The sequence below is a fragment of the Shewanella atlantica genome (assembly GCF_003966265.1).
GTDB classification, from domain to species: domain Bacteria; phylum Pseudomonadota; class Gammaproteobacteria; order Enterobacterales; family Shewanellaceae; genus Shewanella; species Shewanella atlantica.
This window is the reverse complement of sequence record NZ_RXNV01000004.1, coordinates 151766-169291: the sequence shown is the minus strand read 5'-3', so window position 1 is coordinate 169291 and position 17526 is coordinate 151766. Positions and strand designations below refer to the sequence as shown.

The following is a 17526-nucleotide window of genomic DNA, read 5'->3' as shown; positions in this document are numbered from 1 at the left end:
ACGACCTTAAAGTGCAGATATTTCTGCGAAACGCCGTGAAGATTTTCGGCCCTGTGGGCTCTGCCAAAACATCCCTGTTTTGGAAGCTCACAGCCGTATCTACACCTGATGATTTTAAAGAAAGTTATCTCGTCGATTTGGCTTTGTTGCTAGGATTTCTAACAGAGTTCTGCCCCAAAGTTTGCTAGCCTTCAAATGAAGACTGATTACATTTTCTATTATATTACTGGTATTTAGTCGTGTGCTTGAAGGTCGTATCTTCATATCTATCTAGACATAATGACTCCCCACGAGGTGCTAGCCTCCAAGTTCGTGGGTTAGTCCAAAATAGTTAAATTGTGCACCAGAGCCATACTGTATTTGTGACCATACAATATTGCAAATGGAGGCTAGCATGAGAAAACATAGCATAATTTTCATAGGTTTAGACACCCATAAAGAATTTATTGAAGTTGCCTATGCCGAAGACGGCCGAGAACATAGTCCTGTTCACCTAGGACGGGTTCCCAGTAACAAGGCTCAACTACGTAAACTTGCTCGACAATTCGAGTCTAAATACCCTCAAGCAACGCTACATTTTGTCTATGAAGCAGGACCTTGTGGCTATTGGGTCTATCGATTTTTAACTAGCTTAGGGCACTGCTGTTATGTAGTCGCACCATCACTTATTCCCAAGAAGCCTGGCGAGCGAGTTAAAACGGATAAGCGAGATGCACTGAAACTGGCACAGCTTATAAAGAATGGCGATATCAGCCCTATTTATGTTCCAGAACCAGAAGATGAGGCTGTACGTGACCTATCTCGGGCACGCGAGACTGCAATGAAAGACCTCAAAGATGCCAAGTACCAGCTTAAAGCGATGCTTCTGCGGAATAATATTAACTGCAAGATAAATGATAATTGGTCGAAGCAACACTTACGCTGGCTCACTGAATTAGTGCTACCTCACCCGTGCCAACAAATCGTTCTACAAGAAGCCATACATACCATTACAGAACGAATGAAACGACTACAGCGGCTTGATAATGAACTTGAATATCAGGTTAAGCTTTGGCGCTATTATCCTGTTGTGAAAGCAGTTCAGGCTATGCGAGGAGTACGCTTGCTTATCGCCGTAGGCGTCATCGCTGAACTGGGTGATTTGAATCGTTTTGACCATCCAAGAAAACTCATGAGTTATGTTGGTCTTGTGCCCAGTGAACACTCAAGTGGCGGACATCGACGACTGGGTGCTATCACCAAGTGCGGCAATGGAAGAGCCAGGCGGTTATTAGTTGAAGGCGCACATACTTATCGATATGCCGCTAACATTTCAACAGAACTACAAAAGCGGCAAGAGTCACTCAGTAAAGAAATTGTTGATATCGCTTGGCAGGCACAGCTGAGGTTATGTCGCCGTTATCAAAGGCTGATGCAACGGGGTAAACACTACAATGTGGTCGTCACTGCTATCGCTAGAGAGATGGTCGCATTTATCTGGGCAATTTCCAGAGAGGTAGTGCTCAGCCCGGTTGACCCTAAGCAAAGGTTAGCAAGGCTACCCGCATGAGATATCAAGTGACGGCAAGGGTGAAAGAGAGATGATAAGTTCAGAGTTAATGCATTGGATCGAGCATCGGAAGTGGTACAAACACCGACGGCGTTAGGACGGCAATCTTTGCGAAAGGGTTGAACCACGAACCTAGACTGAAGTTAGGTACCACGTCGAAAAAAGTAAGGTTGGCACTGCTCTCTTAAGGGAGAGTAACCCACGAATATCAGCATGAGAACCGACGAATCTACTTGCTTCATCTGGTGTATTAACTCATCTAACTATGAGTAATGGTGCCAATTTAAATGGCAGGGATCGCTATGTTTAACTTGACGTGGGGAGTCATACCAACGCCTGCCCGGCGGGCGATGTGCAAATACTTCTGCGAAACGCCGCAAGCACAGTCCCTGTAGGCTCGACGATGGCATCCATGCCATCAACGTCCGCAGCCGCATCTGCACTGGGTTAATTTCTCTCTTCGATTGAGGTTCGATTGTTTTGGCTAACTTGGAAATGCCCCATTTCTTTTTAGAACCATGGCTCATTCAAAATCCGTTAATATAACTTAGCCTTATCTTTTCTAATATTAGAGATTGAGGGTAATTCAATTCAGACTTTAAACTAATTGTGCATAACAAATCGTTTTAGATTGGCTGGGCGGAACTTTAAACAGACGCTTAAACTCACGGCTGAATTGAGAAACACTTTCATATCCTACTCTTCGCGCAGCGAGACTAACACTCAGCTCTTCATGAACGATCATCGTCTTTGCTTTAAAGAGCTTCATTTTTTTTATGTATTGCAGTGGAGATTCCTGAGTTACTTGCTTAAAAGCTCGGTGAAAGGCCGAAATGCTCATACCTGAGCTGACTGCCAACTCGTCTACGGTGTAGTTCTTTGCCAGATCCTCCTGCACTTGATTTATCGTTTTAGCAATATTTCCATAAAGACTGGTAAGGCAAACTAAAGCATAGAGAGGCTGGCCTTGGGGTGAACGCAGGATACGGTAAATAAGTTCGTTTACTATTCCCGGCCCTAACATACGGGCATCAAGTGGGAATTGCAGGGTTTGTAGTAAACGTTGCTGGATTTGTGCTAGTTCAGCGGAAACTGGTACTTGCTCTATACCTGTCAACTTGTCATTTTTCTCGTCAAAGGCGTTAGGATTACAGGATAATATTTCATGAACCATTTGGTGCAGTTTTGGTAAATTTAATTCGATAAAAAAACCTTGCAAAGGTTCATCCAAGCTGGCTAGAGTCTCGCACTCCAGTGGCAGCGGCACAGTGAGTAGCAAATGTTGCCCAGCGTGATAATGAAATTCCTGGCCCGCTAGGTAAGCTGCTTTCTTCCCAGTGCCAATGATAACTATACCCGGTTCGTATACTACGGCAGTACGCGCTGAATAGTGCGGGCTGTGAAAATAGCGAACACCGGGTATTTCTGTATTAACTATTTCTTGTTTCCCTGCCAGCTGATATCGGTGAGTCAGTTGAGCATATAAAGGTGCAAAGTCTGTCATAACCCCTCCTGTTTAAGTAGGAATATACAATCAAATCTCAATTTTTGCTTCCTTCTTAAGCTATCACGGCAGGAATAGGCAAAACAAATCCAGTTCTGTGCATTCCTGATCTGATTTTATATCACTAATATTGATCTCAGACGACAAAACAAGGTGAAGACAATGACAGCAACATTATTTAACGCAGGAAAGAACAGAGTTGAGTTTTTAAGCGTAGGTACTCGCATCGTGGGCAACCTCTATTGTCCTGATAATTTCGACTCCGGTAAGACTTACCCGGCTGTTGTCGTAGGTGGACCACTGGCTACAGTTAAGGAGCAGGCTGCTGGGGTGTTTGCCGAGAAACTGTCCAAGCAAGGCTTCTTAGTGCTTGCATTTGATTATCGCACCTTTGGTGAAAGTGACGGTGAGCTGCGTTGTTATGAAAACCCGTCTGACAAAACCGAAGATATACAAAACGCGGTGAGCTTTCTAGCCACGCTTGAGAATGTCGATAGCAGCAAGATTGCGGCGCTAGGAATTTGTGCTAGTGCTTCGTATGTCACTGGTGCACTGATTGGGGACAAGCGAATCCAAGCTTTTGCCACTGTCAGCGGCTATTTTAACTTACAAGAGTTTGTGACCTTTAACCCTATGGTAACAGAAGAAACACGGGCTTATTTATTTAAACTCTCTAACGATGCTCGGCAAAAATATTTTGAAACTGGTGTGTCTGATCGTAGTGATGTGCTGTATGCACCTTTTGATGGTACTGCGGAAGTTCAGTTTATGAAAGACGTCTATGACTACTACTTTACGCGTGTTGAAAGCTGTTGGCCGAATTTCAGTCGCGAGCTCACACTGTTCTCTATTGAGCAACTAGCGAAATCTAATGCTCTTGATTATGCCAAGTACATTACTACACCATACTTAGGTATTGTTGGAGAAAATGCACCTACCCGTACTCAAACTGAACAGTTTTTAGAGGTGAAATCTCAGGGCGTTGCTGAGTTCAAAGAGCTCAAAGGGGCCTGCCATATCCAGGCTTATGACTTGGACAAGTATGTAGATCAGGCGGTAGGCAGTATTGCCGAGTTTTTTAACAATCAGCTAAATGTTAAAACAATATGAAGGCGATAGTATTTGGCGGCACGGGAATGGTGGGCAGTGAAGTATTACAGCTTTGCTTGAATACCCCTGAGATTACTCAAGTAGTGATGGTCGGTCGCCGCCGAACCAGCCTTTCTCACCCGAAACTAAAAGCTGTGGAGCATCAGGATTTTCTGGATTTTGCTGCGATTGAAAGTGAGCTGGCTGATGCGGATATCTGTTATTACTGTTTAGGCGTGTATCAATGGCAAGTGAGCCAAGTGATGTTCTGGCAAATTACAGTGGGTTATTTCGAAGCATTGCTGGTTAGCTTAGAAAAAGTTAACCCTGATATTCGCCTCTGTCTTTTCAGTGCTCAAGGGGCCAGTCCCGCTGAAAAATCGCTGATGATGTTTGCTAACGCAAAAGGCAGGGCGGAAGCAAAGCTGAATGCAAGCTCCCTCAAGGGAAAATATATCTTTCGTCCCGGTTTTATTGCCCCAGGCAAAGTGGAGACGAAACAAACATTATCAATACGGCTGTTTAAGCCGCTCTACAAACTTTTACCCTTTATAGGGATAAATGCGCCTCATCTGGCAAACGTCATGGTGAATACAGGGTTGGCCGATGGAGCTGATAAAGTCCTTGAAAATGGCGAAATGCGTAAACTATCTAAGCTGCCACTAAACAGCTACCTGTAGTGGATGAGTAAAATTGGTCACTAGTTTGTAGGTAATTCGAATGCTTTGCAGTAGCAGAGGTTATCCGAGATCTCACAGTCTGCTGAAATTCGTAACTCGCTTTTGTCCGTGCGACCTGAGGTCGTATGAAGCGCTGTTCACCGCGATAAGAGTGAACCATCTGTATCACCAGATGCCCCTAGGATCCTGAATAAAGCAGCGGATCCGACAATGTAACGAAGTCCGGTAAATCACTGGACGGGAACTGAATCGTGAGAGGATGTTCTTCCTGATAACCACAATCGGGTAAGTGCTAGGGTGTCAGTATGATGAACGTAAGTGAATCCATATAAGGTGCGTTATACGAGAAACAGCGGAAGTGGTTAATACGCTGTGGCCAAAAGGCACGAGAGTTGGAAAGAGATTGGACAGTGCTCTTTCGTGATCAAATAACTCTCCGCACTATAGTGGGCATCTAACCTGACGTTGCGCGACATACGGAACAGGGTAAGCCTGTATTGCTCCCTTAGGGAAAGTGGTCTGCGAAGACCGCCGATAGTAATGCAGGTAAAGGAGGCTAGAAAAAGCGAATGCCGTGTTGTAATGATGCGGATACAGGTTGTTATCTGGCGCGAAAGCGAGCTGACTTCTAGCTGGTCTCCCGTTGCAAGATGATTTGAAGAACTTTATTCAAGGAGAAACGCAAATGGTGGCTTCAATTGAAGTTAGTGCACCTCCTGACAATGCTCAATGGCAATCCATTAACTGGAAAGCGGTTAAGCGACATGTATTAAAGCTTCAAATGCGCATTGCAAAAGCAACCCGAGAAGGTAAACACGGCAAGGCGAAAGCGTTGCAGTGGATATTAACCCACTCTAAATCAGCAAAATTGCTTGCTGTTAAAAGAGTTTCTCAAAATAAAGGCAGCAAAACACCAGGCGTTGACAGCATCATTTGGAACAGTGATGCTCGTTGTATGACTGCGGTCAATCAACTGAGTCGAAAAGGCTATCATGCCAAACCGCTCAGGCGTATCTACATCCCCAAGAAAAACGGCAAACTCAGACCTTTAGGCATTCCCTGCATGATAGACAGAGCGCAACAAGCGCTTCATCTTCTCGCCTTGGAGCCTATTTCGGAAACGGTAGCCGACCTTAATAGCTATGGCTTTCGACCTAACCGAAGCACAGCAGATGCAATTGCACAGTGCTTCAAATGTTTATGTATGAAGCGCTCTAGCCAATGGGTTCTTGAGGGTGACATCAAAGCTTGTTTCGATAAGATAGGTCATCAATGGCTCATCGACAACATTCAATTAGATAAGCGAATGCTGAAACAATGGCTTGGATGTGGTTATGTTGATAAAGGATTGGTCTATAAAACAGCAGAAGGAACACCGCAAGGCGGGATAACCTCCCCAACGCTGATGTTGCTCACGCTGGCTGGGTTAGAACAGTTGGTTAAGTCTATTGCCTGTAAAACAGGGAATAGAGTCAACTTTATCGGATATGCAGACGATTTTGTTATCACAGGTTCTTCGAAGGAAGTGCTCGTTAATGAAATCAAGCCGCAACTAATTGGTTTTCTACAGGAAAGAGGCTTAACACTCTCTGATGAGAAAACGCACATAACTCATATCGATGATGGTTTTGACTTTCTGGGATTCAATCTTAGAAAGTACAAAGGCAAACTGCTCATTAAACCGAGCAAGAGCAATGTTCTATCATTTTTGAGCAATCTACGTGAATTCATCAGAAAACATCCAACAATACCCGTTAACGATTTAATCAAAATATTGAATCCGAAACTGAGAGGATGGGCGAACTATTATCGCCACAGTGTTGCAAAGCAAGTTTTCGGTTATGTAGGGCATCAACTTTTCTGGCTGTTATGGCGATGGGCGGTAAGGCGTCACCCAACGAAAAGCAAAGACTGGGTACGTCGAAAATACTATATGAATCGCATAGGTGGATGGCAATTCCACGGCTGGCAGAAAATAGCCAACATGGACTGCCATTTTAATCTGGTTCAAATAGCTCAAACGCCAATAAAGAGACATGTGAAAATCAGGAGTGCATCAACGCCATTCGATCCTCAATATCTATCTTACTTGGTTAAGAGGAAACCGAAAAAGCAAAGTCGTAATTCTTGGTTCGATCCTGTTTTGGCTGCTATGTAGGGTGCTGGGTAACAGAATACGCCTTAGTGGAGGCTTGAGCCGTATGCAGTGAAAGTTGCACGTCCGGTTCTTAGGAGGGCGGTACTTGGTAACAAGTGCCGCCTATCCGACAAAAATGAGTAACAACAGAAGACTTTAAAGCGAAGAGATAAACATTCAAGTGTAAACGCAGCAGTGACCGTCCGTGACATGGATGTCACGGCCGAAGCTATAGGGACATACTTGTGCTGTGTCACTGAAGTGTTTGCACATAAGGCATGCTGCAAGCAATTAACTCCAACAAAACTATGCCATTCCATAAGCCATACAAATACCGACACCGTCAGATGAATCATCCAAAAGATATTTGAAACTTGTTATCAGACAAGTAGACAAGTTTTTGTTCAGAAATGAGTATGGCTGGCGCTAAACTCCCGGGCAGTCCAAGCTGGACTGGCTCCAGACCCCAGGCATTTCACATCCGTTTCACAAGTCACTACTTACATTAGCGCTATAGCTTAGTAAATAGAGTCTTAATCATGTCTTGCTACATTGAACTACAAAATATTAGTCAGTCTTTTCAGGCTACTCAATCAAAAGTAACCTTGTTTAACAATCTAAATTTGCGAGTCGAGCAAGGTAAGTCTTATGCGATTACGGGACCTTCCGGAGCTGGTAAATCAAGTTTATTAATGTTGATGTCTGGCTTAGAACAGCCAACTACAGGCCAGGGAATCTATTCAAAAAATGGCCAAAGCCATTCATTAGCCTATTTGAAAACAGACATTGGCTTTATTTTTCAACAATTTCATCTGTTGCCTGAGCTCACCGCACTAAATAATGTGGCATTGCCGTTAAAGCTGCGAGGTGATAAGCGGGCTATGAATAAGGCAAAGATATGGCTGGAAAAGGTTGGTTTACAACACAGAGAAAATCATAAGCCAAGTGAATTAAGTGGGGGTGAGCAACAACGTGTGGCGATAGCGCGGGCACTCGTTTTCGATCCAAATTTTATTTTTGCCGATGAACCAACAGGAAACCTGGATAAAGATAGCGCGGCCAGTATTGCCGATATTTTGTTTGATTGCTGCCGGGAAAATAACGCCGGGCTGGTTATTGTTACCCACAGTGACGCGCTGGCCAATCGTGCTCAACAGGTATTCTCATTAGCAGATGGCCAACTTAATAACCCGCTGGCAAATGTTGAGGTGGCATAATGTTATCCCAAAATCTTCGGCTTGCGTGGCACTTTTTCCAACAACAAAAATCGGCTTCCTATCAGAGATTGTTACGCTGGACACAAGGCATATTGATGATATTTATCATCACGCTAAGCTTGACCAGTAACAGCATACAAGATTATCTGCAAAATAATTTACAGGGTTTACTGGGCGCCGACGCGGTGATCAGTCAGCAGCCAATGCTGACACCACAGCAGCTATCAGCCCTGTCAAAGTTAACCAATAAGATAGCGACAACCCAACAAGTTAGCACGACTCTGACTCATGGGGCTCAATGGCAGCAGGCGAAACTAAAAGCCGTTGATGATAGCTATCCATTGCAGGGAGAGTTATTAACGGCGACAACTCTGCACGGAGCGGGACAAGTAACCAAAGGTGGCCCCAATACTGGAGATATCTGGTTAGACGCTCGACTGTTTGCAAGTTTGTCATTGAATATAGGTGACGTGATTGTCATCGCAGGGCAGGACTTTATCGTGTCTCGGGTGCTGGTGCACGAACCCGATCGTTTAATGGAAGGGCATAGCGTCGCTATGCGCGCCATGATTAATCCGGCAGACATGAACGGGTTAGGGTTTTCGGCAGAGCTTATCCGCCACCGCTACTTAGTTAACGCCGATACCGAACAAACCAAGCAGCTGATAAAGTGGCAACAAGAATACTTACCCGCAGCAAAGGTTTATCACAAGAAGGGTAATCATCCTCTCGCCCTGTTTTGGCAACGAACCGAGAACTTTTTAGGGCTGGCATCCATCATTTTGTTTTTTATGGCAGCTATCGCCATCGAGCAGTTAACCCAAATACATATGAAAAAAGACCAGTACTTTTCGGCCATATGTATGAGCCTGGGCGCTTCTAAACTTACCGGGGTTCAGGTGTCGATGTTTAAGTGGTTATTGGGAATTGCTACCTTGTTGCCAGCCGTTTTACTGTTATCAACCGCAGCTCACTGGTCGATCGTTAACTGGTTGGGGGGCACATTTTCTGACCTGCAGTGGAGCTGGGATTTATGGCCCGTTGTGAGATCTGTCGCTGCTATTTCGCTTGTTTTCGCCGTATTTCACGCACCGGTGTGGGTTTCTCTGTATAAAAACTCAGTCGGCAGATTATTTCATAACAACAATTCCGGCCTCAGCCATTGGTTCAGTAAAGTGTGTAGCGTGCTGGTGCTATCAGGCGTTGCGGTAAGCTATTCAGATAACGGCCTGCTAACCTTGATGATGGTCAGCGCAATCGTCATTACCATAGGGTTAATGATAATCATGAGTTGGAGCTCTCTGACCCTGGGAGAGAAGCTCACTCAGCAGATTTCGGGTTTGATTCCTTTTGCGCTATTTATGATGAAACAGCGCATTCTCAGTAAGAGCACACAGATCATTGGCGTGGGTCTATCAGCATTTATGCTGTTGTTTACCTTAATGCTGCTAAAAGATCTGGGGGCCAGCATGTCCTCTTATCAACGAGAGCACGACGGTAACGTCATTGTGTCCCAGGCAACTCAAGGTCAAATGACCCATATTCAAACCTGGGCGAAGCAAAACGCCATAAACATTCGTCAGAGTAAACCTTATATGTACGCCAAGCTTGTTGCAGTTAATGAGCAAAGCTTAGCTGCGTTTACGCAAAAACCCAGCGATAGCTTAGCCACGTTATCCAATGCCATTCGACTGCATTGGACTCAGGTTATTCCGGCCAATAATCGTGTTGTTAGTGGGCAATGGTGGCAAAGCAACACACAAGATTGGCAACAGGTATCAATCGAGCAGGAGATCATGACAGATTTGGGGTTAACCCTTGGCGACTCGCTAACCTTTGTTGTTGGTCAGCAAAGTATCAAGTTTACCATAGCCGCCAGTCATGAATTTAAACCCGGTGGCGGCTCTATGACCTTTTGGGTGCAGATGCCTCCTGCGGCACTCGCGCATATTGATGGGGCCCATTTCAATATGGCGAGTATGGAGTTAAATGATCAGCAATTTCATCTGTTGACGCCGCTGTGGCAAAAATTCCCCACCTTGCGTATGACGTCGCTGAAAGAGATGACTGCTCGGTTCGATAACATTCTGGCCATGATCACTAAGGTGATTAGCGGGTTTTCGCTGATGATTATATTACTGGCTAGTGTTGTTATTCTCGCATCGGTTAATGCGCTGGAATTAAAAGAAAAAAAGAAAAACAGCATTATTATGAGCTTCGGTTTTACAAGGGGTACCTGCTTTAAACTCAATATTATTGAATGGTTAGTTACAGCGGGCATTACAGCCGCCGGGGCAATATTGGGCACCTACATAGCCGGATTATTGATCTATCAGTCTCAGTTCTCGTTGACTTATCAACCTGACTTTATCTGGTTGCTGCTTACGCTTTCGCTCATTTTATGTTCGGTTACTTGCTTCGGTATTTATGCCAGTAGGCATAGCTTGCGCAGTTCGGTGCGAACATTAATGTCAGAGGCTTAACTATTTCACATCTGTTTCACGCTGAAGCCGTAACACTGTGCATAAATCATTGGAGGAGATATTGATGAAAGCTCTATTAAAACGAACCAAACAACTGTCAATTAAGCTGGCGATGTTTCTCACATTAACCGCTATATCCATACAGCCTGGTGTTGCCGCCGAGACTAAGAAAATTGTGATGGTGATAAGTGGCTATGGTCAGCAGCAAGGTGAACAAAAACCGGGTTATGAATTTGATGAGTTTGCCAAAGCCTATAGGGTATTTAGGGACAATGGCATTGCGGTTGATGTGGCAAGCCCCCAAGGCGGCAAAGTTGTTGCCGACAAATATGACCCAGGCAAACCTTATAATGCCAAAGTGTTAGCGGATGCTGAAGCGATGGCAATGCTGAACAACACATTAGCAACCACAGCACTTAACGCACAAAATTACGATGCTATATTCATTGTTGGTGGTAAAGGCGCCATGTTTGACTTACCTAAGGATGAAGCATTAAAAACAGCCATTGCTAACATCTATCAACAAAAAGGCACTGTAGCGGCAGTGTGCCACGGGCCAGCCGCGTTAGTTGATGTAAAATTAAGTGACGGTAGCTACCTGGTTGCCAATAAAGCGGTTAATAGTTTTACCAACCAGGAAGAGCAATTATTTGGCAAAAAATGGTTAAGCAAGTTCGAATTCATGTTGCAAGATAAACTCGTTGAACGCGGCGCTAAATTTCAGTCGAGTGATATGATGTTAAGCCATGTTGCGATTGATGACCGCCTAATCACAGGGCAAAACCCGGTATCTACTGTTGGTGTCGCAACAGCCTTGGTAACAAGCCTGGGATTAACCCCGGTTGATGCTGAACAATATAGCGAAGATAAAACCATGACGGTCATCGCTAAGTTTCTGTCAGGAGAGGCTGAAGCGATTAATGAACTGGCGAGTAAACCCGAGCTGTATCAACTACCACTCGTTGGCATGTATGGTTTCTATTATCAAAAGTCAGCACAAACGGATCTGCAATTTGAACATGCATTAACGTTAATGATAGTTGCGCAAAAAACAATTAATAACCCGAAGTTAGATATGCAAATCGCTAAGACACAGCATAAGTTGGGCAAGGTTGATCAAGCTAAAGCAACGCTCAATCAACTACTAATAACTAAACCTGATTTCAAAGCCGCGTTAGACATGTTACAAACAGCATTCTAACCATAGACATATAGCAATGAGACAGGTGCCTCGACAGCCAAGGTTGAGGAACTTGTCTTTTGTGTTTTAGCCTGGAATTGGAATGTCGGGAGTTTAACCAACCATGTTTGGAAATTGCTATGACAAGTAAACCTGCTTCACTTTCGATATTACTCGTTGAAGATCAACTTAGTGTCGCACGCAACATATCAGAGTACATGGAAGAGAAAGGCCATGTATTCGACTTTACCGGCCAAGGGCAGCATGGGCTCGATCTCGCCTTAGAAAATTACTATGACCTGATCATACTCGACCTGAACTTACCCGTGATGGACGGTCTTGAAGTCTGCCAGCAAATACGAGCAAAGTCGGCGCGCCATATCCCCATATTAATGTTAACAGCACGAGATAGTATCGAAGATAAGGTGTCTGGCTTTACCGCAGGGGCTGACGATTACTTAACAAAACCTTTTTCCTTACAAGAACTTGAAGTTCGCTGTTTAGCGCTTTCCAGACGTCACCTATTGCAGACTAACGACATACTCACCTTAGGTTGTTTAAGCGTTGATCGAAAGCGACAACAGGCCACCCGTGATGGAAAAGTGCTTAATTTGCATGCCATGGGCTTTCGTATTTTGACAGAACTCGCAGAGGCTTACCCACAAGTGGTCAGCCGTTCAGTTTTATCGCAAAAAATATGGGGCGACGAACCTACCGAGTCCGATGCAATGCGCTCTCATATTTATCAGTTACGAAATGTATTGGACAAACCGTTTGATTATCCGATCTTGAAAACGGTACATGGTATTGGCTTTACTTTGGATATTAACAATGAAAAATAGCTCGGTGAAATTCCATAGTCTCAGCAGGCGAATCGTCGCCCAGTTTTGTATCTTCACCTTAATAATGTCAGTTATTTATGGTTTGTTTAGTTTTGTGCTTTTATACAGCATCGAAGACACTTTTATTGAACGAGAAGTTACCCAAGAGGCAAGTTATCTCAGCAGTGAATACCAAAAAACCGGGGCGTGGCCAATAATCAGACACGATTATCTAACGCTACATTTCTCAAAAGACAGTTTTCCTCAAGATCTAAAGCAACAATCTATCCATCAACCGAATCGGGCTGAATTTTATGGTGAAGAAGGGCGCCATTACCACTTGTATCAGTTTCCACAATACCCGGGAACTTATCTGGTAGCCGAAGTAAGCCAAAAATTATTAGTGCGTCCTATTCGTGGCGAAGTGGTAACGTTTTTAATATACAGTGGCATAGCGTTAACATTAATTGCATGTTTAATAGCTTGGCTGCTTGGCCGAAAAACGGCAAAACCACTGCGGGATCTTGCTGAACTGGTTGATGGCGTTGCCCCCGAAAATATTCCTGACAGTTTCGCTCACAATTACCCGAATAATGAGATTGGCATTTTGGCACGTACCCTTGAGCAATCGATGCGCCAAATAAGTCAGGCGTTAGAACGAGAAAAGTGCTTCACTCGCGATGTCAGCCATGAATTAAGAACGCCGGTGGCCATCGTTAAAAATGCAGTTGAGCTTTATAAAGAGAAAAACCCTATTACTGATGAATCCCACCGTCTCATCGATCGCATCGCTGACGCCACGATACAGATGGAACAGACGGTAACCACCTTACTCGTGCTTGCAAGAGAAGAGCACACCAATGCAGTTCAAGATTCAGTCAAGCTGCTGCCATTGATAGAACAAGCGATACTGGATCACCACTATTTACTGGCACAAAAATCTGTTGCAGTAAGAGTGGATGATAATTGTGATGCGAGCGTATTTGCTCAACAAGGAATGCTAAAAGTATTGCTGGATAATTTACTGAGTAATGCCTTTCAATATACAGACTTAGGTGAAGTTAATATTCGCTTTGTTGATAATAAATTGGTCATTGAAGACACGGGCCCAGGAATTGAAAAATCAATCACTTCACACATCACGGAGCCCGCTGTTAAAGGGAGTCAAAGCACTGGCTATGGTTTTGGTCTATCTATTGTCAAACGCTTGTGTGAACACCAAGGCTGGCAACTAAACGTATCGAGTCACCAGGGCACAAAAATATCAATCGCATTTGTTTAGCTGCTTACTTGCTTAAACTCTTATCTGGCTTGCCGGCATATTGATAATCTGAATAGGTATCGGTGGAGGTTTCATCTATTTCGGAAAATAAAGCAAAGCGTCCTTTCATGTCCATCTTATGCTGATAAGGTAAAACGGCGCTATCAATCTTAATAAAACTAAAGGTCAGCGTTAGCTCAGAAATAGATGCACTAAACATAGGTGAAAACTCAGCACTATTGACGATCATTATCTCCTCTATGAACTGCTCTTGCTGATTGTAAGTTAATCTCCCTTGCAGCTTGCCTACGGCATCATCGCCCAACCTGGCTAGCTGCACGGGAAAGCTCATAATAAGATTTTCTTCATCGGTAACCAGCTGAAGTTCATCCAGGTTGATTAGCTCTCGTAGTTTTAGCGAAAAATTGCCGCCACTTCCTTTACTCTCAGCCTGTTTGCGTTTTTTCTTCACGAATTTTTGTTGCTGTTTCGCTGTAGGTACCTTGCCATTAGCACTGACTAATACCCAAGGATTATCTATGTCCGCAGCTGGCGTATAGCGCTCAATACTCTGGGTAATATCACCTTCTTCATTTTCATAACGTGATACTTGATAAGACCAATATTCTCTCGGCGTTTGTTCAAACTCAGCAATGGCCTGTTCTATTTTTTGCTCAAATTTTTGTTCAGAAGAGGTTGTTTCTGCTGAGTATGCAGTGGTGATAAACAGTGGTAGGGTTAAAGTAAGCCAATATCGATAACGCATAGTATTCCCTTTTTCAATATAGAGAAAATGAGCGTATTAGCTGCAGTGTGAAACCGATGTGAAATATGAAATTGTAATCTGTGTCGTGGGATAGATCATTTGGCACAAGATTAGAGCAACTATTAGGCCCCCATGTTAGCTGGCAGGCTTTTGCATTCAAGACATTTAGGTGTCCTGGCTATTGGTAACAGAATCCGAATCGACCTTTTTACTTGAATGTAATTTGTCTTGGACTAGGTTCAATACACTCTTTATTTACAAGCAGGTTTCGAAGATACGTCCTTTTACATTGTGTGAGTAGCAAGGTGAGATGGCCATTTCAACTGTATCCATAACCCCAGACCCTATCACGGTATCCATAGGTGCGTGTCATTTTCGCATCGGTAATAAAAGGCCTGAAGATTTAATTAAGCTAGTTGATGAGTTTGTTGCTAAGGCTGACAATGCACTGTTTGAGGCTAAGGATCAGGGGCGTAACGGTTTCATTATCTCTGAGTGGTAGGTAATAATTGTTTCTTATTGGGATACCAGTTACTGGCATCAAGCATCAATAGTGACAGGCCACTTATGTTAGTTCGTTTTACGCCCTTAGTCTATTTACTGCCCGCACCGTTTATGATGTATTTATTTGTGCTTTACCAGCCTGAGGGTTCGTTAATGATTTTGATAACTTGATATAGACAAATAAGGATAAAAAAATAATCACGCCCCCCATCATTTTTTGCACCACTACCACCTCTCCAAGCAGGCTGATACTTAATACCAGTGTCCAGATGGGTTCTAAGATCATAATCAAAGATGCAGTTTCTATTTTTACTGAAAACTGCCCAACGGTTTGCATTAGGTAACGCAGCGCAGTTGCGACAACAGTTGATATTGCAAACCAAAACAAAATATGACGATTGAGTTCAAACGCTTCTGGTGACATTGAGGTGAGCGAAACCGCGCCGCCAATGCCAACCATAAACAGTTGCAAACAGATCGATGCTAAGGGGGTAATGGTGGATACCACTTTTTTATTAAACACAAAATGCAGTGACAGCAGCGCCGACGCTAACAGGAAGTACCATTGGTTTGGCTCTACATGCCAATCATTAGTCAAGGTTAATAGTGTCATTCCGGTAATGGCAATCGGGAGTGAAATCCAGAAGGCACGATTTGGGGGGATTTGAAATAGTAGCCATGAAACCAATGGCGCAATAATCATCGCCAAACTCATGATAAAAGCCCCTTCAGCCAAGGTGCTGGAGATAGAGATCGCATGAACCCATACCTGAACCGAGGCGGCTAAAATTACGCCGACGGCGCAAACAGAAACAACTTGCTTGAGAGTGAGTGCAAGAATACGCCGATAACAAAATGGCAGTAGAATGAGGCTGGCAAGCAAGAAGCGAGCAGTGATAAATACCTCTCCCGGTACTTCTGATATGATCTCTTTGGAGGCTATCCAGCCAACGCCAGCGAGCAAGGTCGCCAGCAGTAGATAGATTTCTCCGCGCAGCGTTTGTATTTTCATTATGGTTTTTCTTCTTGATTATTGTACGCTAAAGCGCACTCCCCCCTACGGTAGTGATTAACTATCGCAATGAGCTATCGCAATGAGCTATCGCAATTATCTATAGCAATAATCTATAGCGTATAACCGTAGGAGTTCGCTTGCAGGCTTCAGTGTTATAGCCGAGTAATATTGTTGAGTAATCTAGTTACCAGGAAATACTTATAAGCTCTTTAGTCAGGATTGTATTTCGGGTAGTCGGTCAGTCCTTGCTCTGCACCACCAAACAGGGTTTCTGGGGTGTGCAAAGCTAATGGGTAGCCGTTCTTGATTCGGTTTGGCAGATCAGGATTGGCGATAAATGGGCGGCCAAAGCCAATCATATCCGCTACGCCATCTTCGATTGCCTTAACACCTTTCTCTTCGTTGTAACGACCCGCATAAATAAGCACACCTTGGTACGCTTCACGAACCGAAGTTTTAAATACCTTCGGTGTTTCTGGCGCATCATCCCAATCAACTTCAGCAATATGAATGTAAACGACATTGAGAGTATTAAGCAGCGCTGTCGCGGCAATATAGGTTTCTACCGGTGTGGCATCCACTGTACCGTTGAGTGATGTGAATGGTGCAAGACGAACGCCCACACGATCGGCGCCAATGGCATCTGTCATTGCTTCAACCACTTCACCTAGAAAGCGAAGCCTGTTTTCGATAGAACCGCCATATTCATCGGTACGCATGTTTGCTTTTGAATCGATAAATTGATTAATCAAGTAGCCATTAGCCGCGTGCAATTCAATACCATCAAAACCGGCTTCAATTGCATTTAGTGCAGCTTGGCGATACTCACCAATCACCTGCTTAATGTCTGTCTTGGTCATCTCTCGTGGCTCAACCACATCGACAAAACCGGGTTCTTCGGTGCCGTTGTCGATAAACACCTTTACCCCATCTGCCTTTAGCGCAGAAGAGGAGATAGGCTGCTCACCACCAATATTATCAGGGTGAGTTACGCGGCCTACATGCCAAAGTTGGGCAAAGATAACTCCCTCTTTGGCGTGAACCGCATCGGTTACCTGCTTCCATCCGGCTATCTGTTCTGGCGTATAGATACCAGGAGTCCACGCATAACCCTGACCCATTGCTGAAATTTGCGTGCCTTCGGCTACAATCAGGCCTGCTGATGCCCTTTGAGCATAATAAACTGCCATCATCTGATTGGCATCATTACCCGGTTGTCCGGCGCGAGAGCGAGTCATTGGAGGCATGACGATGCGATTTTTTAGCGAGAGGTTACCAAGTTGAATCGGTTGAAATAGTGCATTTTCCATCTTGTCATTC

Annotated in this window: 14 protein-coding genes; 10 read left to right on the top strand and 4 right to left on the bottom strand. The window is 44.2% G+C overall.

The window, feature by feature from the left end; translation table 11 throughout:
- Nucleotides 1-394: 394 nt before the first annotated feature.
- Complete coding sequence (locus EKG39_RS11990) at nucleotides 395-1549, top strand: IS110 family RNA-guided transposase (protein ID WP_126505982.1); 1155 nt, start codon at nucleotides 395-397, stop codon at nucleotides 1547-1549.
- Between the two features lie 598 nt (nucleotides 1550-2147).
- On the opposite strand, the gene EKG39_RS11985 is transcribed toward EKG39_RS11990, so the two are convergent.
- Nucleotides 2148-3053: an AraC family transcriptional regulator gene (locus EKG39_RS11985; protein ID WP_126505981.1), complete on the bottom strand. Its 906-nt coding sequence runs from the start codon at nucleotides 3051-3053 to the stop codon at nucleotides 2148-2150.
- 162 nt (nucleotides 3054-3215) lie between these two features.
- On the opposite strand from EKG39_RS11985, the gene EKG39_RS11980 reads away from it, so the two are divergent.
- The 8 genes from EKG39_RS11980 to EKG39_RS11940 all read left to right on the top strand — a co-directional run bounded on the left by EKG39_RS11980 (nucleotide 3216) and on the right by EKG39_RS11940 (nucleotide 13942).
- Entirely contained in the window at nucleotides 3216-4163 is a 948-nt protein-coding gene (locus tag EKG39_RS11980; protein ID WP_126505980.1) for an alpha/beta hydrolase, read from the top strand.
- The gene (locus EKG39_RS11975) at nucleotides 4160-4822 is read left to right on the top strand and encodes an NAD-dependent epimerase/dehydratase family protein (RefSeq protein WP_126505979.1); all 663 of its coding nucleotides are present in this window, start codon (nucleotides 4160-4162) and stop codon (nucleotides 4820-4822) included. Before EKG39_RS11980 ends, EKG39_RS11975 begins: the two co-directional genes overlap by 4 nt.
- Nucleotides 4823-5507: 685 nt before the next feature.
- The gene (ltrA, locus tag EKG39_RS11970; protein WP_126506104.1) at nucleotides 5508-6980 is read left to right on the top strand and encodes a group II intron reverse transcriptase/maturase; all 1473 of its coding nucleotides are present in this window, start codon (nucleotides 5508-5510) and stop codon (nucleotides 6978-6980) included.
- Between the two features lie 518 nt (nucleotides 6981-7498).
- Complete coding sequence (locus EKG39_RS11960; RefSeq protein WP_126505978.1) at nucleotides 7499-8176, top strand: ABC transporter ATP-binding protein; 678 nt, start codon at nucleotides 7499-7501, stop codon at nucleotides 8174-8176.
- A 95-nt stretch (nucleotides 8177-8271) separates the two neighbouring features.
- Nucleotides 8272-10659 carry an ABC transporter permease gene (locus tag EKG39_RS11955; protein WP_246028484.1) on the top strand — a complete coding sequence of 796 codons (2388 nt, stop codon included), beginning with the start codon at nucleotides 8272-8274 and terminating at the stop codon, nucleotides 10657-10659.
- Between the two features lie 64 nt (nucleotides 10660-10723).
- Nucleotides 10724-11860 carry a type 1 glutamine amidotransferase domain-containing protein gene (locus EKG39_RS11950; RefSeq protein ID WP_126505976.1) on the top strand — a complete coding sequence of 379 codons (1137 nt, stop codon included), beginning with the start codon at nucleotides 10724-10726 and terminating at the stop codon, nucleotides 11858-11860.
- 119 nt (nucleotides 11861-11979) lie between these two features.
- A complete protein-coding gene (locus tag EKG39_RS11945) occupies nucleotides 11980-12681 on the top strand; it encodes a response regulator transcription factor (protein WP_126505975.1) in 702 nt (233 codons plus the stop codon).
- The gene (locus tag EKG39_RS11940) at nucleotides 12671-13942 is read left to right on the top strand and encodes a sensor histidine kinase (protein ID WP_126505974.1); all 1272 of its coding nucleotides are present in this window, start codon (nucleotides 12671-12673) and stop codon (nucleotides 13940-13942) included. Before EKG39_RS11945 ends, EKG39_RS11940 begins: the two co-directional genes overlap by 11 nt.
- A gap of 4 nt (nucleotides 13943-13946) precedes the next feature.
- Here EKG39_RS11940 and EKG39_RS11935 read toward each other — a convergent pair whose 3' ends face one another.
- Nucleotides 13947-14687, bottom strand: coding sequence for a hypothetical protein (locus EKG39_RS11935; RefSeq protein ID WP_126505973.1), 741 nt, complete (start codon nucleotides 14685-14687; stop codon nucleotides 13947-13949).
- Between the two features lie 310 nt (nucleotides 14688-14997).
- Between EKG39_RS11935 and EKG39_RS11930 the strand changes: the two genes are divergently transcribed.
- Nucleotides 14998-15189 carry a nucleotidyl cyclase domain-containing protein gene (locus EKG39_RS11930; RefSeq protein WP_126505972.1) on the top strand — a complete coding sequence of 64 codons (192 nt, stop codon included), beginning with the start codon at nucleotides 14998-15000 and terminating at the stop codon, nucleotides 15187-15189.
- 111 nt (nucleotides 15190-15300) lie between these two features.
- Here EKG39_RS11930 and EKG39_RS11925 read toward each other — a convergent pair whose 3' ends face one another.
- Together EKG39_RS11925 and EKG39_RS11920 are read right to left on the bottom strand one after the other, a co-directional pair.
- Nucleotides 15301-16203, bottom strand: coding sequence for a DMT family transporter (locus EKG39_RS11925; RefSeq protein ID WP_126505971.1), 903 nt, complete (start codon nucleotides 16201-16203; stop codon nucleotides 15301-15303).
- Nucleotides 16204-16415: 212 nt separating this feature from the next.
- Complete coding sequence (locus EKG39_RS11920; RefSeq protein ID WP_126505970.1) at nucleotides 16416-17516, bottom strand: alkene reductase; 1101 nt, start codon at nucleotides 17514-17516, stop codon at nucleotides 16416-16418.
- Between the last annotated feature and the right edge of the window lie 10 nt (nucleotides 17517-17526).